The sequence below is a fragment of the Acidimicrobiales bacterium genome, from assembly GCA_035316325.1.
GTDB lineage: Bacteria > Actinomycetota > Acidimicrobiia > Acidimicrobiales > VFJN01 > DASXTK01.
In genome coordinates, this window is the sequence record DATHJB010000015.1 from 32,872 (window position 1) to 54,016 (window position 21,145).

The 21,145-nt window shown below is 72.8% G+C and carries 22 protein-coding genes; 6 read left to right on the forward strand and 16 right to left on the reverse strand.

Annotated features, from left to right (window positions below; translation table 11 throughout):
* Both VK611_01985 and VK611_01990 read left to right on the forward strand, forming a co-directional pair.
* Entirely contained in the window at positions 1-285 is a 285-nt protein-coding gene (locus VK611_01985) for a metal-sensitive transcriptional regulator (GenBank protein HMG40060.1), read from the forward strand.
* A gap of 17 nt (positions 286-302) precedes the next feature.
* On the forward strand, positions 303-2,342 hold the full coding sequence (locus VK611_01990) for a copper-translocating P-type ATPase (protein ID HMG40061.1): 2,040 nt from the start codon (positions 303-305) through the stop codon (positions 2,340-2,342).
* On the opposite strand, the gene VK611_01995 is transcribed toward VK611_01990, so the two are convergent.
* On the reverse strand, positions 2,339-2,836 hold the full coding sequence (locus tag VK611_01995) for a hypothetical protein (protein ID HMG40062.1): 498 nt from the start codon (positions 2,834-2,836) through the stop codon (positions 2,339-2,341). The two genes, VK611_01990 and VK611_01995, sit on opposite strands and share 4 nt — an antisense overlap.
* Positions 2,826-3,257, reverse strand: coding sequence for a MarR family transcriptional regulator (locus tag VK611_02000; GenBank protein HMG40063.1), 432 nt, complete (start codon positions 3,255-3,257; stop codon positions 2,826-2,828). The genes VK611_01995 and VK611_02000 overlap by 11 nt, the downstream gene beginning before the upstream one ends.
* Positions 3,258-3,382: 125 nt before the next feature.
* Between VK611_02000 and VK611_02005 the strand changes: the two genes are divergently transcribed.
* Together VK611_02005 and VK611_02010 are read left to right on the forward strand one after the other, a co-directional pair.
* Complete coding sequence (locus VK611_02005; protein HMG40064.1) at positions 3,383-3,976, forward strand: DUF1269 domain-containing protein; 594 nt, start codon at positions 3,383-3,385, stop codon at positions 3,974-3,976.
* 45 nt (positions 3,977-4,021) lie between these two features.
* Positions 4,022-4,393, forward strand: coding sequence for a VOC family protein (locus VK611_02010; protein HMG40065.1), 372 nt, complete (start codon positions 4,022-4,024; stop codon positions 4,391-4,393).
* On the opposite strand, the gene VK611_02015 is transcribed toward VK611_02010, so the two are convergent.
* Positions 4,327-4,887 (reverse strand): SRPBCC family protein, encoded by a 561-nt coding sequence (locus VK611_02015; protein ID HMG40066.1) that lies wholly within the window; start codon positions 4,885-4,887, stop codon positions 4,327-4,329. The genes VK611_02010 and VK611_02015 overlap by 67 nt on opposite strands.
* 99 nt (positions 4,888-4,986) lie before the next feature.
* Between VK611_02015 and VK611_02020 the strand changes: the two genes are divergently transcribed.
* Together VK611_02020 and VK611_02025 are read left to right on the forward strand one after the other, a co-directional pair.
* The gene (locus VK611_02020; protein ID HMG40067.1) at positions 4,987-6,003 is read left to right on the forward strand and encodes a DUF3048 domain-containing protein; all 1,017 of its coding nucleotides are present in this window, start codon (positions 4,987-4,989) and stop codon (positions 6,001-6,003) included.
* 98 nt (positions 6,004-6,101) lie between these two features.
* The gene (locus VK611_02025; GenBank protein HMG40068.1) at positions 6,102-6,788 is read left to right on the forward strand and encodes a DUF4389 domain-containing protein; all 687 of its coding nucleotides are present in this window, start codon (positions 6,102-6,104) and stop codon (positions 6,786-6,788) included.
* Between the two features lie 31 nt (positions 6,789-6,819).
* Here the strand turns inward: VK611_02025 and VK611_02030 are convergent, their stop codons facing one another.
* The 13 genes from VK611_02030 to VK611_02090 form a co-directional block, all read right to left on the reverse strand.
* Positions 6,820-8,067 (reverse strand): CaiB/BaiF CoA-transferase family protein, encoded by a 1,248-nt coding sequence (locus VK611_02030; GenBank protein ID HMG40069.1) that lies wholly within the window; start codon positions 8,065-8,067, stop codon positions 6,820-6,822.
* An 87-nt stretch (positions 8,068-8,154) separates the two neighbouring features.
* Positions 8,155-9,735 (reverse strand): ABC transporter substrate-binding protein, encoded by a 1,581-nt coding sequence (locus VK611_02035; protein HMG40070.1) that lies wholly within the window; start codon positions 9,733-9,735, stop codon positions 8,155-8,157.
* Between the two features lie 59 nt (positions 9,736-9,794).
* On the reverse strand, positions 9,795-10,715 hold the full coding sequence (locus VK611_02040) for a cyclase family protein (protein ID HMG40071.1): 921 nt from the start codon (positions 10,713-10,715) through the stop codon (positions 9,795-9,797).
* A gap of 29 nt (positions 10,716-10,744) precedes the next feature.
* The gene (locus VK611_02045) at positions 10,745-11,626 is read right to left on the reverse strand and encodes an SMP-30/gluconolactonase/LRE family protein (protein ID HMG40072.1); all 882 of its coding nucleotides are present in this window, start codon (positions 11,624-11,626) and stop codon (positions 10,745-10,747) included.
* Positions 11,610-12,404: an ATP-binding cassette domain-containing protein gene (locus VK611_02050; GenBank protein HMG40073.1), complete on the reverse strand. Its 795-nt coding sequence runs from the start codon at positions 12,402-12,404 to the stop codon at positions 11,610-11,612. The genes VK611_02045 and VK611_02050 overlap by 17 nt, the downstream gene beginning before the upstream one ends.
* A complete protein-coding gene (locus tag VK611_02055) occupies positions 12,401-13,414 on the reverse strand; it encodes an ABC transporter ATP-binding protein (protein ID HMG40074.1) in 1,014 nt (337 codons plus the stop codon). Before VK611_02055 ends, VK611_02050 begins: the two co-directional genes overlap by 4 nt.
* Complete coding sequence (locus tag VK611_02060; protein ID HMG40075.1) at positions 13,407-14,318, reverse strand: ABC transporter permease; 912 nt, start codon at positions 14,316-14,318, stop codon at positions 13,407-13,409. Before VK611_02060 ends, VK611_02055 begins: the two co-directional genes overlap by 8 nt.
* Positions 14,315-15,406, reverse strand: coding sequence for an ABC transporter permease (locus tag VK611_02065; GenBank protein ID HMG40076.1), 1,092 nt, complete (start codon positions 15,404-15,406; stop codon positions 14,315-14,317). The genes VK611_02060 and VK611_02065 overlap by 4 nt, the downstream gene beginning before the upstream one ends.
* A gap of 53 nt (positions 15,407-15,459) precedes the next feature.
* Positions 15,460-15,891 (reverse strand): nuclear transport factor 2 family protein, encoded by a 432-nt coding sequence (locus VK611_02070; protein HMG40077.1) that lies wholly within the window; start codon positions 15,889-15,891, stop codon positions 15,460-15,462.
* The gene (locus VK611_02075) at positions 15,888-18,047 is read right to left on the reverse strand and encodes an acetate--CoA ligase family protein (GenBank protein ID HMG40078.1); all 2,160 of its coding nucleotides are present in this window, start codon (positions 18,045-18,047) and stop codon (positions 15,888-15,890) included. Before VK611_02075 ends, VK611_02070 begins: the two co-directional genes overlap by 4 nt.
* A complete protein-coding gene (locus VK611_02080) occupies positions 18,044-18,436 on the reverse strand; it encodes a RidA family protein (protein ID HMG40079.1) in 393 nt (130 codons plus the stop codon). The genes VK611_02075 and VK611_02080 overlap by 4 nt, the downstream gene beginning before the upstream one ends.
* On the reverse strand, positions 18,433-19,629 hold the full coding sequence (locus VK611_02085) for an amidohydrolase family protein (GenBank protein HMG40080.1): 1,197 nt from the start codon (positions 19,627-19,629) through the stop codon (positions 18,433-18,435). Before VK611_02085 ends, VK611_02080 begins: the two co-directional genes overlap by 4 nt.
* A gap of 53 nt (positions 19,630-19,682) precedes the next feature.
* On the reverse strand, positions 19,683-20,945 hold the full coding sequence (locus tag VK611_02090) for a PLP-dependent aminotransferase family protein (GenBank protein HMG40081.1): 1,263 nt from the start codon (positions 20,943-20,945) through the stop codon (positions 19,683-19,685).
* Positions 20,946-21,145 lie beyond the last annotated feature (200 nt).

Consider the following 21,145-nt stretch of genomic DNA (forward strand, 5'->3'; position numbering starts at 1 on the left):
ATGCGCGGTTACACGATGAACAAAGAGGACTACGGCAAGCGGCTCCGCCGGATCGAGGGCCAGGTGCGGGGCCTGCAGCGGATGATCGACGAGGACGACTACTGCATCGACGTCCTCACCCAGGTCAGCGCCGTCACCAAGGCGCTGCAGAGCGTCGCGGTGGGCCTGCTCGACGAGCACATCCGCCACTGCGTCAGCGATGCCGCCCGCGGCGACGACGCCGACCACGCCGCCGAGATGGTCACCGAGGCCACTCGAGCGATCGAACGCCTCGTCAAGTCCTGACGAACCGAGGTTCCGCCATGTCCGACCACCACGCCGCCCACGACCACGATTCGCACGCTGCTCACGAGGGCCCCAACGGGCACGGCGGGCACGACAAACACGCGGGGCACGATCCGGAGGCTTTCCGGCGGCGGTTCTGGCTGAGCCTGGCGGCCACGGTCCCCCTGGTCGTGACCAGCGAGATGGTCATGGACTGGTTCGGCTACGAGCTCGACTTCGCCGGGATGAGCTGGCTGGGCCCGGTGCTCGGGTCGTTCGTGTTCTGGTGGGGTGGCTGGCCGTTCCTCAAGGGCGGCGTCGACGAGGTGCGGGACCGCCAGCCCGGGATGATGCTGCTGATCTCGATGGCGATCACGGTCGCCTACGTCGCCTCGATGGCGAGCAGCCTCGACCGCTTCGACCTCGACTTCTGGTGGGAGCTGGCGGCCCTCGTCACGATCATGCTGCTGGGGCACTGGCAGGAGATGAAGGCGATCGGCCAGGCCCAGGGCGCGCTCGCCGCGCTGGCCGAGCTGCTGCCCGACGACGCCGAGCGGGTCGGGCCCGACGGCGCTGTCACCACGGTGTCGCTCGCGGACCTGCAGGTCGGCGACGTGGTGCTGGTGCGCTCCGGCGCCCGCGTGCCGGCCGACGGCGGGATCGTCGAGGGCGAGGCCGAGCTGGACGAGTCGATGATCACCGGCGAGTCGCGCCCCGTCGCCAAGTCGCCCGGCGACAAGGTGGTGGCCGGCACCGTGTCGACCGACTCCGCCATCCGGGTGCGGGTCGACGCCGTGGGCGACGACACCGCCTTGGCGGGGATCCAGCGCCTGGTCGCCGACGCCCAGGCCAGCCGCAGCCGGGCCCAGGCCCTGGCCGACCGCTTCGCCGCCCTGCTCTTCTACGTCGCCACGGGGGCCGGGATCGTCACGTTCCTGGCCTGGTGGGGCCTCGGCGACCTCGACGACGCCGTGGTCCGCACCGTCACCGTGCTGGTCATCGCCTGCCCCCACGCCCTCGGCCTGGCGATCCCGCTGGTCATCTCGCTGTCGACCGCCGTCTCCGCCCGGGCCGGCATCCTCGTGAAGGACCGCCTGGCGCTGGAGCGGATGCGCACCATCGACGCCGTCCTGTTCGACAAGACCGGCACGCTCACCCGGGGCGCCCACGTGGTGTCGGGTGTCGCCGCCGTCGATCCTGACCTCGACGAGGCTGCGGTCCTGCGCCTGGCCGCCGGCGTGGAGTCCGACAGCGAGCACCCCCTGGCCCGGGCCATCGTCGCCGCGGCCCGGGAGCGGGGCGAGGGTGACGTCGCGGCGGCTTCGGGCTTCCGGTCGCTCACGGGTCGGGGCGTCGAGGCGACGATCGACGGCATCGCCTACGCCGTCGGTGGGCCCGCCCTGCTGCGGGAGCGTGGGTTGGAGGCGCCGGCCGCGGTCGATGCGTGGCGGTCGCGGGGCGCTTCGGTGCTCCACCTGGTGCGGGGCGACGAGGTGGTCGGGGCGTTCGCCCTGGAGGACGAGGTGCGGCCCGAGGCCCGCCAGGCGGTCGCCGACCTGCAGCGGCTCGGCGTGCGGGTGGTGATGATCACCGGCGACGCCCGCCAGGTCGCCGAGTCCGTGGCCTCCGATCTCGGCATCGACGAGGTGTTCGCCGAGGTGCTCCCCGAGGACAAGGACACGACGGTCGCCAAGCTCCAGGCCCGGGGGCTGTCGGTCGCCATGGTGGGCGACGGCGTGAACGACGCCCCGGCGCTGGCCCGGGCCGACGTCGGCATCGCCATCGGCGCCGGCACCGACGTGGCCATCGAGTCGGCCGGCGTGGTGCTGGCCGCCAGCGACCCGCGGGGCGTCACCGGCATCATCCGGCTCTCCCGGGCCAGCTACCGCAAGATGGTGCAGAACCTGGGCTGGGCGGCGGGCTACAACGTGGTCGCCATCCCCCTGGCCGCCGGCGTGCTGGCCTGGGCGGGGATCACCCTGTCGCCGGCCGTCGGCGCCATCCTGATGAGCCTCTCCACGATCGTCGTCGCCCTCAACGCCCAGCTCCTCCGCCGCCTCGACCTCACCCCGACTTAGCCCATCTCGGCGTGGTCGCCGTGGTCGGAGGTCTGGGCCTCGCCCCAGTCGTGGAGGGCCTGGACCACCTCGGGATCGTCGGACGAGAACGTGAGGCGGGCGCCGTCGGGCAGCCGGACACTCTCGACGTCGACGGACGCGGCCCTCGCCTCGAGCGTCGCCAAGCCCGGCATGTCGTCGCCGTGGATCGCGGCCGGGTCGCCGTAGTCGCCGCGCCGGAACCGCTCGGCCTCCTCCGCCAGGTGCTCCTGCACCAGCTCGACCTGCTCGGCGTCGTCGGGCCGGTCGGCGACCACGGTCTGGACCAGCCCGCGGTCGGTCGGCTCGAACCGGTGCGTCGTGGCGTCGAGGTCGAACGGCATCACGTCGGCGCCCCGCTCCGCCACCTCCTCCTGGCGATCCCTGACGGCGTCGGGGTCGTCGGTGCAGCCGGCAACCGCCACCGCCACGACTAGGGCGACGGCGACGGCCACGGCGAGGCGGTCAGTCCTCACCGGCGGCCTCCACCAGGGCATCGAGCGCCGCGAGGACGGCGGCTCGTTCGGCCTCGGGGATGCGGTCGAGCAGGCGCTGCATGCGGTCGGCGCGGCGTGACGCCAGCTGGCCGGCGGCCTTGCGACCGGCGGCTGTCAGCTCCACCAGGCGTTGCCGACCGTCGTGGTCCGCCGGGCGGCGCTCGACCCAACCCCGCCGGGCCAGCTGGTCGATCAGGCGGCTCACCGTCGACTTGGTCAGCTGCAGGCGCTTGGCCAGCTCGTTCTGGCTGAGCGGCCCCGCCTCGTCGAGCACGCCGAGGGCATGGGCCTCCGACACCGGCACCGGCGTGCCACACGGCGTCTCGTCGGGTCGGTGCAACCCGAAGGCCCGCACGAACTCCGCGACCCGCCGCTGCAACGCCTCCGCTTCCCTCGACATGGTTCGACTGTACAACCATTTGGTTCGACCCTGCAACCATCGCCGCCGCGGCCAGCCCACACGACGTCCCGCCCCGCACCGGTCGAGCGTCCACCCGTCGAGGCCAGGTGTGGGAGCCTGTCGGTATGACCGAGAAGCCGGACGATGTGACCGAGGGCAAGGAACGGACGCTTGTCGGCATCTCGTTCGGGGACGTGTTCCGGGCCCAGGAGTTCCTGAGCGCGGCGACGCGGCTGGCGTCGAACGGACGGCTGCGCCTGCTCGACGCCGTGTTCGTCGCGAAGGAGGACTCGGGCAAGACGGTCGTGCGCGAGACGGTCGATCCCCAGCCGGGTCGCAGCGCCGTGTCCGGCGCCCTCTGGACCGGGTTGTTCGGGTTGATCCTCGGTGGCCCCGTGGGCTGGGTCGTGGGCGCGGGGGTCGGCGCCGGCACCGGCGCGCTCGCCGCCCGGATCATCGACCACGGCGTGTCGGACGAGTGGGTGGCGTGGTTCCGTGAGTCCGTGCAGGCCGGCACGACGACACTGGTCCTGCTGGTCGAGGACCTCGACCGGGACGCTCTCGTCGGCGAGCTCGAGCGCTTCGCCGGCGCGAACCTCGTCTACGCCAACGTCGACCCGCTCTGGCTCGACCGCATGCACGCCGCCCTGGGCGAGCCTCCTGCGACACCCCCCGCCGGCGACCCGACCCCCGACGACGACCCGTCCACCACCGGCTGACCCACCTCCGGCGGCCTCGTGCCGCGACCGTGCCATGATGTCGCCGTGCTCGACCACCTCTCGATCCAGTGCGCCGACATCGAGGCGAGCGCGGCGTTCTACGACACGGTCCTGGCCACGGTCGGCGGGAAGCGGCTCCTCGAGTACGGCGACGTCATCGGCTACGGGGTGCCGCCGTTCCCGAACTTCTGGATCGGCCCGCAGAACACCGGCGAGGGGTTCCGCGAGTCGCACATCGCCTTCTCGGCACCCGACCGCGCCACCGTGCGGGCGTTCTTCGAGGCGGCCGTCGCCGCGCACGCCGAGGTGCTGCACGAGCCCCGGGTCTGGCCCGAGTACCACCCCAACTACTACGGCGCCTTCGTCCGCGACCCCGACGGCAACAACGTCGAGGCCGTCTGCCACAAGCCCGAGTAGACCCTCGCGGTCACGGAGGGGCGGGCGGACAGGGTGCGTGCGAACTGCCGGGCCCCGGCGTCGAGCACCCAGTCGTGGCCCCAGCGGGCGAGCGACGGCAGCGCCCGGGACACCCGAGTGACGAGGCCGCGCTCGGCGGTGAGCTCCGAGGTCACGCGGACCTCGGTGCCCTCGGGGTGGTCGTGGAGCTCGACGCGGCACCGTCCGGCGATGTCGCCCGACACCCGAGCGACCACCAGGCTCGGCTGAGCGACGTGCTCGACGTGGACCAGCACCCGCAGCACGTAGGGCAACGGCGGCCGGATCGTGCATCGCCACACGTCGCCGGGGACGAGGCCGACGGCGTCGAAGCGGCGCAGCCAGGGCCACCAGCGGGTGTAGTCGCCGACCCGGCCGAGGCGGCTCCAGACCTCCTCCGGGCCGGCCGAGAAGCGGTACGACCGCGCCGAGCTGATCCGTGACCGGTCCGCTCCCACACCAGCACTACCGGTCACCCGGCCGTCGCGGATCTTCCCGCCCCAGGTTGGGCTTCCACGCGGGCCCGGGGTGCGGCATCGTCCAACCATGAGGATGATCATGCCGGGAGAAGGGCGATGAGCCGGGCCGGGCGACGGGGCGTCGTGGCGATCGCCGTCGCGGCCCTGCTGGGAGGCGCCGCCGCCGTCGTGTTGACGAGGGGCGACGACACGGAGTCGGGGTCCGACTCGACCTCACCCTCCGCCACCTGGCCCCTGCTGGGTACACCCGGCGAGGCCACGGACCGGCCCGCGCTCGGGGTCAAGATCGACGACACCGACCGGGGTCGACCCCAGGCCGGCCTGCGGGCGGCGGACGTCGTGTTCGAGGAGGTGGTCGAAGGCGGGCTCACCCGCCTGCTGGCCGTCTACCACTCGACGGACCCCGCTGCCGTCGGGCCGGTCCGCTCGGCCCGGTCGACCGACATCTCGCTGCTGGCCGAGCTGGGCCGGCCGCTGTTCGCCTGGTCGGGCGCCAACCCGACCTTCGGGGCGGCGGTGGCGGCGGCCGACCTGGTCGACGTCGGCTTCTCGGCCGTGCCCGACGCGTACCGGCGTGAGCCGGGGCGGGCAGCGCCGTACAACCTGTTCGCCACGCCGGACGAGCTGCGCTCCGCAGGCGACGACGACGGCACCCCTCCCCCGGCGCTGTTCACCTACCGGGCCGATGGCGAGGAGCTGACGGGGCCCGAGCTGCGGACCGTGACCGGCTACCAGGCGTCGACGGCGGCGACCGCCATCGAGTGGACCTGGGACGCCGAGGCGCGCGCCTGGCTGCGCACCCAGAACGGGACGCCGCACGTCGACGCCGACGGCGACCGGGTCGCGGCGACCAACGTGGTGGTGCGGACCACCGAGTACCGCGACAGCGGCGTCCGCGACTCCCGGGGTGCGGTCGTGCCGGAGGCCGTCACCGCCGGCGAGGGCGACGCCTGGCTGCTGGCCGACGGCCACGCGCTGCCCGCCCGCTGGCAGAAGTCCGACGACGACGCCCCCACCGTCTTCACCGACCTCGACGGTGCCCCTCTGCGCCTGACCCCCGGCTCGACCTGGGTCGAGGTGCTCCCTCCCGGCACCGGCGACGTCGTCGGGTAGTCGAGCCGGCCCCGGCGCACCGGGGTCATTCGGCCCTGTTCATCTCGGGTCGTGGGCCTGATGATGGGAGGAGACAACTGACGAGACGGAGAAACGACATGGATCTCACCCCGGCCGACGCTCCGGCGCCCGGCTACCCCGTCACCGTCGAGGCCCGGCTCGACGAGCCCCTCAACCGCTGGCTGTGGCTGGTGAAGTGGTTCCTGGCCATCCCGCACATCGTCGTGCTGGTGCTCCTGTGGATCGTGTTCGTGATCCTGACGGTGGTCGCCGGGGTGAACATCGTGGTCACCGGCCGCTACCCCCGCAGCATCTTCGACTTCAACGTCGGCGTCATGCGCTGGACCTGGCGGGTGCAGCTCTACGCCTTCAGCCTGGCCACCGACCGCTACCCGCCCTTCTCGCTCCAGCGCGACCCCAGCTACCCGGCGGAGCTCGAGGTCGAGTACCCCGAGCAGCTCTCCCGGGGCCTCGTGTGGATCAAGTGGTGGCTGCTCGCCATCCCCCACTACGCGATCGTCAGCTTCTTCGACGGCGGCCCGCGGGTCTTCGGCCTCACCGGCATCCTCGCCCTCGTCGCCGGCGTCACCCTCGCCGTCAAGCAGCGCTACCCCATGTCGATCTTCGACTTCATCATGGGCATGCACCGCTGGGAGTGGCGCGTCGTCGCCTACGCCGCCCTGATGCGCGACGACTACCCGCCCTTCCGCATCGACCTCGGCCCGACCGAGCCCGCCCCGGCTGCTCCGCCCGCCCCGCCCGCCGTCGCCGACGATCCAACGTGAAGCCCCGACCGGCCTCCCGGTCGTATCGACGTCAGCCGAAGGCGCCGGTCGACCGCAGGGTCGCGAGCTGATCGGAGTCGCAGCCGAGCAGGTCGCGGAGCACCTCCTCGGTGTGCTCGCCGGCGTCGGGGGCCCGGCCCACCGGGAGTGGGTCGCCGCCGACCACCCGGACGGGTGACGGAAGTAGGTCGGCGCCCTGCGCCGCGGGTCGCGTCCAGGGGAGGCGGTCCTGGAACTGGGGGTCCTCCGCGATGGTCCGGGGTGTGTTCACCGGCACGATCGGGACGTCGTGGTCGATGCCCAGGGCCACCCACTCGGCCGAGGTGCGGGTCCCGAACACGTCCCGCAGCGTCGCCCGCAGCGCCTTGTCGCCCCGGGCGTGGTCGGCGAACTCGGCGCCGGGGTGGGCCTCGAACAGCTCGGGCCGCCCGATCGCGGTGCAGAAGTTCCGCCAGAACTTCCGCTCCGACGCCATGAGCAGCACCACGCCGTCGGAGGAGTCGTACATCTGGTAGCGCACGCCCTCCTCCATCCCGGCCGTGCCCGGCGCCCGCCGCTCGTAGCCGTCGGCGGCGTTGCCGGTGACCTCGTCGTCGGGGCGCTCGTAGGCCCGCCAGGCGGCGTTGCGCACCCAGTCCATGGCCGCGGCGGCGTCGGACTGGGCCACCTCCAGGTGCATCCCGACCCCGGTCTCGCGGGCGCGGTGCACACCGGCGAGCAGTCCCAGCGCCCCGTAGAGCGGACCGGCGTGCATCCCCACCGACGGGTGCTCGGGGATGAAGCAGAAGCCCTCGTCGTCGTAGGCCGGCTGCACCAGGCCCGCCCAGGCGTCGTAGGCGATCCCGTGGGTCGGCATCGGCGCGTACGGCCCGGTCATGCCGAAGCCCGAGATCGACACCATGACGATCCCCGGGTTGACGGCGCGCAGGTCGTCGTAGCCGACCCCCAGGCGCTCGAGGGTGCCGGGGCGCATGGCCTCCACCACGGCGTCGACCCGCTCGGCCAGTTGCAGGAACGTGGCCACGCCGGCGGGCGCCTTCAGGTCGAGCGTGATCGATCGCTTGCCCCGGCTGATGTGCCAGTGCAGCAGCGATGCGCCGTCGATGATGGGCCACGACATGTTCCGGACGTAGTCGCCGCCGGGTGGTTCCACCTTGACGACGTCGGCGCCGAGATCGGCCAGGTGCGTGCCGAGGGCACCGGGACCGAGCATCGACACGTCGAGGATCCGAAGACCGGCCAGTGGGGAGTTGAGGGTGGTCGCCGCGTCGGGGGACACGCGGGCTCCTTTCCGGAAGCGAGGACAGGACAGGACGAGGTCCCGGCCGGCGCACAGGGGGCGACGCCGGCCGGGACCCGCAAGGGGTCAGTCGCTCACCGACACCCCGCGGAACTCCAGCTTCCCGGCGTACGGCACCAGGCCGTCGACGCCCTCGGCCGCGGCCAGCGGCTTCTCCGGGAAGAACAGCGGGATCTGGAACGCCGAGCGGGTCATCTCGGCCGACAGCTCCTGCACGATCCCGGCCCGCGCATCGGGATCGGAGGTGGCCAGGCCCTCGGTGTGCAGCCGCTCGAGGTCGGGCGTCGACTCGCCGCTGACGTTGAAGAACCCGTCGGCGATGTAGAGCGTGCCCGACACCTGCGTCGGGTCGGGCCGGCCGGACCAGGGCCCGATGATCGCGGAGCCCTCCTGGTTGGTGTTGAAGATGGCCGACGCCTGGGTGGCGTCCACCTGGCGCAGCGTGGTGTCGATGCCGATCTCGCCGAGCTGGGCGGCGACCGCCTCGGCCGTCGGCACCGGGCCGGGACCGGGGACGATGATCTCCAGCGGGAACCCGTCGGCCAGGCCGGCCTCGTCGAGCAGGTCGCGGGCGGCGTCGGGGTCGTAGCCCCAGTCCTCCGCGGTGGTGGCCGGGTCGGTGGCGAAGTAGCCCTCGGGGAACATCTGCACCGCCGGGGTGCCCAACCCGAACCAGACCGCCTCGATGATCGCCTCGCGGTCGATGCCGCGCATGATCGCCTGGCGGGCCTCCAGCGTCCCCAGCTCGCCCTTCGACGAGTTGAGGCCCAGGTACCAGACCTCCAGCGACTCGTACGGGGTCACCGTGAACCCCTGGCCCTCGGCCGTGGCGGCGTCGCCGGCGGCCAGCACGGTGGCGTCGAGCTGACCGTCGCTCAGGGCGCTGAGCCGGGTGACAGGGTCCGTGATGGCGTAGATCTCCATGCCCTCGACCTGGACGGCGTCGGGGTCCCAGTAGCCGTCGTAGGCCTCCAGGGTCGCCTTGTCGCCCTCGACGTAGTCGGTGAGCCGGAACATGCCCGCCCCCACCGGCTGCGTGTCGAGGTCGGACTCGAACGCGGCCGGCGACACCATCGCCCCCGCCCGGTCCGACAGCCGCCGGGGCAGCGCCGCGTCGGCCTGGCTGAGGTTGAGCGCCACGGTCAGCGGGTCGACCACCTCGACGGTCTCGATCGTGGCCAGGTCGCCGGCGACCGACGAGTCCTCCAGCGTCTTGGCCCGCTCGATGTTGGCCTTGACGGCCTCGGCGTCGAGCGGCTCGCCGTCGTGGAAGGTGACCTCGGGCCGGAGCTGCAGCGTGAGCACCGTGCCGTCGGCGTCGAACTCCCACGACTCGGCCAGGCCGGGAATCGGCTCACCCTCGGGGTCGAGGTGCACGAGGCGGTCGTAGACGGGGAACAGCCACACGCCGTCCTGCCCGAGGGTCGCCTTGTGCGGGTCCCAGCGGGTCAACGCCAGGTCGGCGCCCCACTGGAAGACGCCGGCGGGCTCGCCGCCACCCGCACCCCCGTCGTCCTCGTCGGCCGGCGTCGACGACGTGTCGTCGTCGCCTCCACCGCAGGCCCCGCCGAGCAGTGCCAGCGCGAGCGTGAGCGCCAGCAGCGAGCGACGGCGCCGCCTGCTCCCTGTAGCCGTGAACTGGTTCATCGGATGACTTCCCTTCGATTCATGGATCGCATCTGTCGCGTCTGTCCGCCTCTGTGGCATCAGAAGACCGCCAGCGGGTTGACCGGCGAGCCGGTGCCGCCGGGGATGGGGAGGGGGGCGCACGTGAGCAGGAACTCGAAGCGGCCCTGCTCGGCGCACGCGCGGGCGAGGTCCTCGACCAGCGGCGTGTCCAGCAGGACCAGGCCCATGGCCACGCAGCCGATCTGGTGCAGCGGCACCGGGAAGCGCTCGCTCGGGTAGGGCATGCGTTCGATGCAGTCGCCGCCGAAGACCGCGATGTCACGCTCGTGCAGCCAGCCCACGGCGGCGGCGTCGAGCCCGGCCCGCTGCGCCTGGTCGCCGACGCCCCGCGCCTCCTCGCACGCGTCCCGTCCCACCCGGACCAGCAGCGCGTCGCCGGAGGACACCTCGACGCCGCCGTGGGCCTCGGCCGCCTCCAGGTCGGCGACGGTCACGTAGGCGTCGGGTTCGAGCCACTCGACGCCCCGGGCCGCGGCCACGTCGAGCAGCACCCCGCGGGTGAAGATGCCCTCCCGCTGGGCGTAGATCGAGCATTCGAGCAGCCCGTCGCTCTTCGAGCAGACGTCGGCGGCCCGGTGCCCGTTGTAGAGGGTGTCCTCGAAGAAGACGTGGCCGATGGCGTCGAGGTGCGTCACGGAGAAGCCGTGCGGCACCATCCCGAAGTAGTCGATCATCGCCCGGGGCTGGTGCGACTCGAACGCCGTGAGGTGCGTGATCGGCCGGGGGTTCTTCACCGACGCGTGCTTGGAGAGCGGCTGGGCCAGGCTCAGCGACCGGCCGCTGCGCACCAGCCCGGCGGCCTCGACGCGCTTGGCCGGGGTGATCAGGTTGAGGGTGCCCTTGCCGTCGTCGTCGCCCCAGCGCCCCCAGTTCTTGGACGCCTCGAAGACCGCGGCGATGCTCCCGTCGTCGGTCAGGGGCAGGGGTGCCTGCGTCATCTCGGGCCCTCCATCGGGGGTTCGGGTGCTCACGGCCAGCCCGCCCCGGGGACCTCGACGCGGCACGTCTCGACCTGCCCGCCCCGGCGGGCGAGGGCCTCGTCGGGGACGTCGGAGGGGGCGGTGCAGAGGAACAGCGTCCGGCGGTCGGTGCCGCCGAGGGCGCAGGCGTAGACGTGGTTGTCGCGGCTGCGGACCACGTCGACCACCTCGCCGCCGGGGGCGATCCGCACCGCCTCGGGGGTGCGGGCGCAGGCCGCCCACACGGCGCCGTCGGCGTCGAGGCAGATGCCGTCGGGGCGGCGGCCGGGCAGCTCGGCGAACACCGTGCGGTCGTGCAGGGTGCCGTCGGGCGCGATGGCGAAGGTGGTGATGCGGCCGGCCAGCGACTCGGCGACGTACAGCCGGTCGCGGTCGGGCGAGACGGCCATGCCGTTGGGGCACACCAGCCCGTCGGCGGCCACCGACACCCGGCCGTCGCGATCGACCCGCAGCAGCACGGTCTCGGCCAGCGACTCGCCGGCGTAGAAGTCGAACCCGATGTTGCCCACGTAGACCAGGTCGGGCGGCACCACGACCATGTCGTTGCTGGGGCCGCGGTGGTGGGCGGAGAGGTCGGCGAAGACCGTCGGCGTACCGTCGACGTCGGCGCCGACGCGCCGGACGGTCCGGTCGTGCATCGAGACCACCAGCAGGTCACTGTCGCTATCGCCGTCACCCTCGGCCAGCCAGCCGAGCCCGCTGGGCGGACCGTCGAGGCGGGCGGCGACCGTCCGGGCGCCCTGCTCGTCGATCCGCCAGACCGTGCGGTCGTACTGGTCGGACAGCCACAGGTGCCCGTCGTGCCAGCGCGGGCACTCGGGATAGCAGAGCCCCGTGACCAGCACCTCGGCCTCACGCTCGGCGAGCACGGCGACCCCCGATCCGGGGCGCGGCGTCGAGGAGCTCGCGGGTGTAGGTGTGCCGGGGTGCGTCGAACAGCTCGTCGCAGCTCCGCTCCTCGACGATCTCACCCCGGCACATCACTGCCACCTGGTCGGCCACCTGCCGGACCACGGCCAGGTCGTGGGCGATCAGCAGCACGCCGACGCCGTCGCGGTCGCACGTCGACCGGATCAGGTCGAGCACCTGGTTCTGGGTGGACACGTCGAGGGCGGAGACGGGCTCGTCGCACACCAGCACCTGGGGACCGACGACGAGCGCCCGGGCGATGGCGATGCGCTGGCGCTGCCCGCCCGAGAAGTCGGCCGGCAGGCGGCGCAGGGCGTCGCGCCCGATGCCGACCCGTTCCAGCATCCCGGCCACCCGCTCGACGCGCTCGGGGCGGGACAGGTCGGTGTGGACCTTCAGCGGCTCGGCCACCAGGTCGGCGACGGTCATCAGCGGGTCGAGCGACGAGTACGGGTCCTGGAACACCATCTGCACCCGGGACCGCAGGCGCTGCCGTTCCCGCCGCGACGCCGCCAGCAGGTCGACCCCGCCGATCCACGACTCGCCGGCGTCGACGGGCACCAGACCCAGCGCCCCGCGGATGGTGGACGACTTCCCCGACCCCGACTCCCCCACCAGCGCCACGACCTCGCCCGGCGGCACCGCCAGGTCGACCCCGCGCACCACCAGCCGGCGGCGCTCGGGCGGCCCCGACCCGTAGCTCACGGTCAGCCCCCGGATGTCCAGGACCGGGGTCACCCGTCGGCTCCTTCGAGCTGGAGCTCATCGGCGCGGATGCAGCGCACCGAGCGGTCGACGTCGCCGTCGGAGGCGGTCGCCGTCAGCGGGGGCACCGCCTCGGCGCACGCCGCGACGGCGTGGTCGCAGCGGGGCGCGAAGCGGCACCCGGAGAGCTGCGCCAGGTCGACGGCGGTGGGCGGTCGGCCCTCGATCCAGTAGCTGCCGGGCGTCTTCACCAGCCGGGGCATGGCCCGCAGCAGGCCCTCGGCATAGGGCGACCGCGGCCGCTCGAACAGGTCGGCGGCCGGCGCCAGCTCCACGACCTGCCCGGCGTACATCACCGCCACCCGGTCGCACAGCTCGGCGACCACCGCCAGGTCGTGGGACACGAACAGGATCGACAGATCGCCCTCGGCCTGCAGCTCCCCCAGCAGTCGCAGGATCCCCGACTGCACGGTCACGTCGAGCGCGGTGGTCGGCTCGTCGGCCAGCAGCAGCTTGGGCCCGCAGGCCAACGCCGTGGCGATGGCCACCCGCTGGCGCATGCCGCCGGAGAGCTCGAACGGGTAGCAGCCACTCAGCCGCTCGGGCTCGGGCAGCCCCACCCGGTCGAGCCAGCGGGTGGCCTCCTCAGCGGCGGCCCGGCGGGACAGCCCACGGTGGCGGCGCAGCGGCTCGGCCACCTGGGCACCCACCCGGAGCAGGGGGTTCAGGCTGGTGAGCGGGTCCTGGAACACCATGGCGATCTCGGCGCCGCGCACGGCGTTGAGCCGCCGGGCGGGCAGGGCCAGCAGGTCGCGGCCGTCGAACCACGCCTCACCGCGGGCCACCCGCACCCGTCCCTCGGGCAGCAGGCCCATCACGGCCAGCGCCGTCACCGACTTGCCCGACCCCGACTCGCCCACCAGGCCGAGGATCTCGTTGCGACCGATGTCGAGCGACAGGTCCTCCACCACCGGCAGCCACGCCCCGCCGACCCGCACCTCCACGGTCAGGTCACGCACCTCCAGCACCGAGGGATCAGGCATCGTCGCCGCTCCCCTGTTCGAGGCCGAGGGCCTGGCGCAGGCCGTCGCCCAGGAACCCGAGGGCCAGCACCGTGATCGTGATGGCCAGGCCGGGCCACACGACGAGCAGCTTCGTCTGGCTGATCAGCCGGGCCGCCTCGCCGATCATCGACCCCCAGCTCGCCTCGGGCGGCTGCACCCCCAGGCCGAGGAAGCTCAGGCTCGCCTCGGCCAGCATGGCGAACCCGGCAGTCACGGTCACCTGCACCACCAGCGGCCCCAGGGCGTTGGGCAGCACGTGGCGACCAAGGATCGCCCGCTCCGACACCCCGATCGACCGGGCCGCCTGCACGAAGTCGGCCTCCCGGATGTCGATCACCGCGGCCCGGGCCAGGCGCACGAACCGCGGGGCGAACACCACACCCACCGCCACCATGGCGTTGCCCAGCCCCGGACCGAGCACGCCGGTGATGGCCAGGGCCAGGATCAGCGGCGGGAAGCTCATCAGCGCGTCGGTGATCCGCATGACCACGGCGTCGACCCACCCGCCCACGTAGCCGGCGACCAGGCCCGGCAGCACGCCCAGCAGCGTGGCCACGGCCACGGCGATGGCGGCGGCGCCCAGCGACAGCCGGGCCCCGAAGATCAGCCGGCTGAGGATGTCGCGCCCCAGCTGGTCGGTGCCCAGCGGGTGCGACCAGCTGGGCGAGGCGAGGCTGGCGTCGAGGTCCTGCGCCAGCGGGTCGGACGGCGCCACCAGCGGGGCCAGCACCGCCACCACGATCATCAGCAGCAGCACAGCACCCGAGATCCGGGCCAGCCGCTGGCGCCACAGCGCCGACGCCACCCGGCGCACCGGGCCGACGGCCCGGTCAGCGGCAGCGGGCAGGACGGGGATCTCGGCCGGCGCCGGGACGAGGGTCATCGCCCACCTCCCACGAGGGCCGCCCGGCGGCGGGGGTCGAGCACGACGGTGGCGAGGTCGACCACGAGGTTCACCAGCAGCACGCACACCGCCAGCAGGAGCACCACGGCCTGGATGGCGGGCAGGTCGCGGTCCTGCACCGCCCGGAAGGCGTACGACCCGATGCCCTGGAAGTTGAAGACCTGCTCGACCAGCACCGTCCCGCCCAGCAGGATCGTGGCCTGGAGGCCGATGACCACCACGATCGTGGTGGCCGCGTTGAGCAGCACGTGCCGGGCCACCACGGTGCGGCCTCGCAGGCCCTTGGCCCGGGCGGCCCGCACGTAGTCGCGGTCGACCACGGTGGCGACGACGCCCCGCACCTGCCGGGTCGCCTCCCCGGCCGGGGCCAGGCCGAGCGCGATCGAGGGCAGCACCAGGCTCCGGAACCACGGCCCCAGGCCCTCGGTGGCCGGCGTGTAGCGGGTGGCGGGGAACCACGAGCTGCCCTCGGCCACGAACACGACCAGCAGCAGAGCCACCCAGAACGGGGGCATGGCGATGCCCGCCGACGACACCGCCGTGACCACCCGGTCGACCCAGGTACCGCGGCGCATCCCGGCGAGCGTCCCCAGGCCCACCGAGAGGACCACGGTGACGATCAGCCCGCCCACCGCCAGCGAGAGGGTGGCGGGGAGCCGGCTGCCGAGTGCGTCGGACACCGACGTGCCGCTCCGCAGCGACGTTCCGAGGTCGCCGCGGAGCGCCGCCGTCGCCCAGTCCAGGTACTGCTCGACCAGGGGTTCGTCGAGGCCGAGCCGCTCCTGGGTGGCCGCGACCGTGGTCTCGGAGGCGAGCTCGCCGCTGAGGGTCACCGCCGGGTCGCCCGGGATGAGCAGCACCAGCCCGAAGACGATCACCGAGACCAGCACGAGCACCAGCACCGCGGCGGCCAGCCGCAGCACCACGAAGCGGCCGACCCGCCAGGCGGCCGCGCCGCGCGACACCGGGCGTGCCGGTACGGCGGCGCCTCCGTCGTTCCCCTCGGGCACGAGGGAGACGACCGTAGCCACGTCGGCTGCGTCCTCCCGCATGTCGTGCAAGCTCATGGTCCCCCCTTCCTCGTGTGCGGCCCGCCGCGGGCGCGTCCGTGTGCCCCGGCTCAGGCGGCCGGGCCGTCGTCCTTGAGCGCCTCGGGGGTGATCCACGCCGGTGGCATGCGGGGCGGGGTCTTCCAGAAGATGTCGAGCTTGGTGAACAGCCCGGCGTCGTTGACCTCCATCACGTTGATGAACCGCATGACCAGGGTGTCCTCACCCGGCGGGCGGATCGTCTCGATGCACTCGGCGATCACGGACCGGCCGTCCTCCGACCAGAAGATCCGCTCGACCTTCAGGTCGTGGTGGTCCATCTTCCCGGTGACCTTGGCGACGAAGTCGAGGTAGTCGGCCTTGTTGCGGGCGGTGTCGTCCTCGTCGTCGCGCATGCCGATGCGGGTGAAGTCGTCGGCCAGGGTCGAGGCGACCAGGTCCCAGTCGTGGGTGTCGATGCCCTGCCAGAAGCGGTCGACGACCGTGCGGTCGATCGTGGTCAAGGTTCTCTCCTCGGGTTCTCGGTCTCGGTCTCGGTCAGCACGACGAGCGAGTCGACGGCCACCGCCGCGTCCTCGGTGAGGACCACGGGGTTGACGTCGAGCTCGACCAGGCGGTCGCCCAGCTCGGAGGCCAGGCGGGCGGTGGCCATGGCGGTGGCGACCAGGGCGTCGACGGCCAGCTTCGGCCGGCCCCGGGCGCCGTCGAGCAGGGGGAAGCAGGCGAGGCTGCGGATCATCTCGCGCACGTCCTGCTCGTCGACCGGCAGCGGGCGCACGGCGGTGTCGGCGAACACCTCGGCGTAGACGCCGCCCAGGCCGACCAGCAGCGCGGGGCCGAGGGCGGGGTCGCGGGAGATCCCGACGATCATCTCCTGGGCGCCGCTGACCATCGCCTGCACGAGGACGCCGTCGACCCGGGCATCGGGGCGGGCCGCGGCGACCAGCGCCCGCAGCTCGTCGTGGGCCCGGCGGACCTCCACGGCATCGGCCAGGTCGAGGCGCACCAGCCCCTCGTCGGACTTGTGGGGGATGTCGGCCGAGGCGACCTTGAGCGCCACGGGGAAGCCGATGGCGGTGGCCGCGGCGACCGCGCCGTCGGCGTCGGCGGCCACCCGCTCGGCGGTGACCGGTACACCTGCGGCCTCCAGCAGCTCCCGGCTCCGATCCGCCCCGAGCACCCCCTCCAGCCCCTCCAACCCCTCCAACCCCTCCAAATTGCGTTCCAGAACCCGCATGGAGCGGGCCGACGAACGCAATTTGCCGAGGGGTGGGCGGGGGCGGAGCCGCGTGACCTGGTCGCGCCGGTCGCCGAGCCGGCGGATGGCGGCGAAGCAGTTGCGGAAGCTGCGGAACATCGGCAGCTGCGACTCGAGCAGCAGGTCGTAGCCCCGCTCGTCGACCTTCGGCGAGTTCCAGGTGGTGACCACCGGCTTGGCCAGCCCCTCGGCCGCCATGTCACGGAGGTCCTCGCACAGCGGGTCGCCGGTGAGGCCCATGGCGCCGGTGATGCCGACCACGAGGATGTCGACGGCCGGGTCGTCGAGGATGGCGGTGAGCACCTCGCGCCGCGCCTCGGGCCCGGCCCGCATGATGAAGGTGCCGCCGTTGTCGACCGGGTTGCGCACTGTGAGGTACCCCGGCAGGTGCTCGTGCAGCTTGGCCTGGGTGGCGGCGCTCAGCTCGGGGATGGGCAGGCCGGCGAGCTGGGCCTGCTCGGCCATGAGGGTGCCGGAGCCGCCGGAGATCGAGTACAGCGCCACGTTCGAGCCGGTGCCGGGCGGGATCTTGGCCAGCAGCGCCGCGGTCTCCAGCAGCTCGTCGAGGTCGCGCACCCGCACCACCCCGTACTGCTCGAACAGCCCGTCGATGGCGGCATCGGCGCCGGTGAGGTGCCCGGTGTGCGACTGGGCCATCGTCGACCCGGCGTCGGTCGAGCCGATCTTGAGCAGCACGACCGGCTTGCCGGCGTCGTTGCAGGCCTGCAGGGCGACCCGCAGCTTGTCGATCGACCGGAAGCCCTCGATGTAGCCGGCCACCACCGCGGTGTCGGGGTCGTGGGCGTAGTAGTGGATGAAGTCGCAGACGTCGAGGTCGACCTCGTTGCCGCACGGCACCTGGCGGCTGAACCCGATGCCGACCTCGGCGCCCTGCACGATGGGCCGGCCGTTGTGGCCCGACTGCGTGACCACGCCGATCTTCCCGTAGCGGTAGCCGGGGATCTCGGGCTGGGGCTCGAAGGCGTTCGTGTTGGTGTTGGGCCCCAGGATCCGCACGCCGGCACGGCGACCGGCCACCGCCAGCTGCTCCTCGATCTCGACGCCCCGGCCGCCGACCTCGCGGAAGCCCGAGCTGAACACCACCACATGGCGGATGCCCCGGGCCCCGCACTGCTCGACGATCTCCGGGCAGGCCTCGGGCGGGGTGGTGAGGATGGCCAGGTCGAGGCGACCCGGCACGGCGTCGAGCGTCTCGTGCACGGGCAGCGACCCGATGGCGCCACCCCGGGGGCTGACGAGGTGCCAGCTTCCGGCGCCGTAGAGCGGGTCGTAGCGGGCGCGGGCGGCGGCCTCGCTGGCGCTCCGGTCGATGCCGCCGACGATCGCCACCCCCACCGGGTGCAGCAGCTGGTGGACGGCCTCGTGGTCGAGCACCGTCACGACGCAACCCCGGCGGTCGAGCCGGCGGCGGTGCGGATGGCCACGGCCTCCACCTCGATCGACAGCCGCGGGTCGAGCAGCGCGGCCACGACCACGGTGGTGCTGGCCGGTGCCTGGTCGCCGAACACCGCGGCCTTGGCCGCCGCGTACCCGGGGAAGTCGGCCGGGTCGGTGAGGTAGCAGGTGAGCTTGGCGACGTCGTCGAACCCGCACCCCGCCTCGGCCAGCACCCGCCGCAGGTTGGCGAACACCTGGTCGGCGTGGCGCCGGCTGTCGCCCTCGCCCACCACCTCGCCGTCGTCGCCCCACGCCACCTGGCCGGCCACGTGAACCACGCCGGAGCGGGCGGTGGCCTGCGACATCCCGGTGGTGGCGCCGATCCGGATCACAGGTCCAGCCCGAGCATCGTGATGGCGTTGCCCCGCAGCACCTTGTGGACGATGTCGTCCGGGACCCCCTCCAGCATCGACGTGGCGACGTCCTTGGTGTGCGGCCACGTCGAGTCGGTGTGGGGGTAGTCGGTCTCGAAAGTCACCCGGTCGGGGCCGATGGCGTCGATGACCTGCATGCCGAAGGCGTCACGGAAGAAGCAGGCGTAGATGTTGCGGTGGAAGTAGGTGGAGGGCGGCTCGGGGATGGTGTCGGCCACCCCGGCCCAGCCCCGGTGCTCCTCCCACACGTCGTCGGCCCGCTGGAGCACGAACGGGATCCAGCCCATCTGGCCCTCGGAGTAGGCGATGGTCAGGTTCGGGAAGCGGACGAAGAGGCCGGAGAACAGGTAGTCCGACATCGACACCAGCGCGTAGTTGAAGCTCAGCGTGATCTGCACCGCCGGCGGGGCGTCGACCGACGTGCTGGTCATCGCCGACGACGAGCCGATGTGCAGGTTGACCACCGTGCCGGTGTCCGCGCAGGCCGAGAAGAACGGGTCCCAGTAGCCGGTGTGGATCGAGGGGAGGCCGAGCTTGGCCGGGATCTCGCTGAAGCACACGGCCCGGACGCCCCGGGCGGCGTTGCGGTGGATCTCCTCGACGGCGAGGTCGACGTCCCACAGCGGGATGATCGTGAGCGGGATGAGGCGGCCGCCGGAGTCGCCGCACCACTCCTCCACCATCCAGTCGTTGTAGGCCCGGACGCAGGCCAGCGCGAGCTCCTTGTCCTGGGCCTCGGAGAAGGTCTGGCCGCAGAAGCGGGGGAAGGTCGGGAAGCACAGCGACGCCTCCACCCAGTTGGCGTCCATGTCCTCGAGGCGGGCCTTGGGGTCGAAGCAGCCGGGCCGCATCTGGTCGTAGGTGACCGTCTGCATCGACATCTCCTCCCGCGGGTAGCCCACGGCGGCGATGTTGCGGCGCAACGGGAAGATCAGGTCCTCGTAGAACCACATGTCGGCGGGCGGGCCGGCGTCGTCGAAGTCGTAGACGAAGGTGCTGCCGCCCTCGAACCTCGTGCCGGCGATGCCCTTGCGCTGGATCTTCGGCCCGCGGTCGCGGAACTTGGCCGGCAGCCAGGTGTCGAAGAGGTGCGCCGGCTCGATGACGTGGTCGTCGACGCTGACGATCTTCGGTAGCTCGGTGACGGTCATGCGGTGCTCCCCTTGGCTCGGACGGTCGAACGGTCGGTCGAGGGCGGAAGGCGTCAGCGGACGGGATCGTGGCGGGCGTCGCGCATGGCCTGGCCCAGCACCTCGATGCCGCGGGCCAGCTCGTCCTCGGCGACGTGACTGAAGGCCAGGCGCAGGAAGCGGCGCCCTTGCTCCTCGCCCATGAAGACCTCGCCGGGGCGGAAGAACACGCCGTTGGCGGCGGCCTGGTTGCCGGCCCGCTCCCAGTCGACCCGGTCGGAGGTCATCTCGATCCACAGGTAGAAGCCGCCGTCGGGCACCCGGAAGTCGACGAACTCGCCGCAGTGCTCGCGCATGGCGGCGACCGCCAGGTCGCGCCGGCGGCGGTAGACGACGTTGGCCCGCTCGATGTGCGGGTCGAGCTTCCCCTGCCGCATGAACTCGGTCATCATCCGGGCGAACCACTGGCTGACGCCCAGGTCCTGGCGGACGGCGGCGAGTGCCCCGATGGCCTCGGCGCCGGCGGTCATCCAGCCGAGGCGGATGCCGGGGGCGACGATCTTGGAGAAGCTGTGGGCCTGGATCACCCGGCCGGTGGTGTCGAGCTGCAGGAGGCTGGGGATGTGCTCGCCCTCGACCCGGATGTCGGCGTAGACGTGGTCCTCCAGGACCATCACGTCGTGCTCCTCGGCCAGCTCCAGCAGCCGGCGCCGGCGCTCCAGGCTGGTGCACACCCCGGTGGGCAGCTGGAACGTGGGGATCGTGTAGATCATCTTCGGGCGGACGCCCTGGTCGCGCAGCGCGACGAGCTGCGCTTCGACGGCGTCGACATCGATGCCGTCGTCGTCGACGGGCACCGTGCGGATGTCGCCGCCGCGCATCTCGATGTAGCGCAGCGCGTAGGGGAACGACGCCGCTTCGACGATCACGCCGTCGCCCGGCTCGACGAAGGCGTTGACGGCCAGCGAGATCCCCTGGACCGAGCCCGAGCAGAGGATCACGTTGTCGGCACGCAGGTCGGGGCGCTGCTGGAGGCGGCCGACCCAGGCGGCGATCTCGTGGCGCAGGTCGGTGTTGCCCAGCACCAGCTCGACGTAGGTGGGTGAGTAGAAGAGGCGGCCCGCGTCGTGGTCGAACGAGATGTACTCGAGGGCACGGGCGCCGTCGCGGTCGAGGATCGCCGGGGCGAGCGCCTTGAAGTCGTCGAGGGGGAAGGTCTCCTCGGCGGCGAGGCCCTGGTCGAAGTTGAACGTGACCGGGACGGTCGGGTCCGGGAAGAACAGCGGCGGCCCGTTGGCGGCCAGCTCCGAGGTCAACTTGGCGATCTGCAAGCCCATCGAGGTCCCCCCTCTTAACGACGCCTGACGGGTCTGCGGTCTAACACCACGTGCACGTTGGCGCAAGGGTTCATCGCAATAACGACGATCTCTTACGTATATGTACAACTCACTGGAGCTAGGTTAGGGTCCTCTCGGAGGCGCAGCCCGGACAGATCGCACGGGCAGGGGAGGACGATCCGATGAGGCACAGGGGCCAA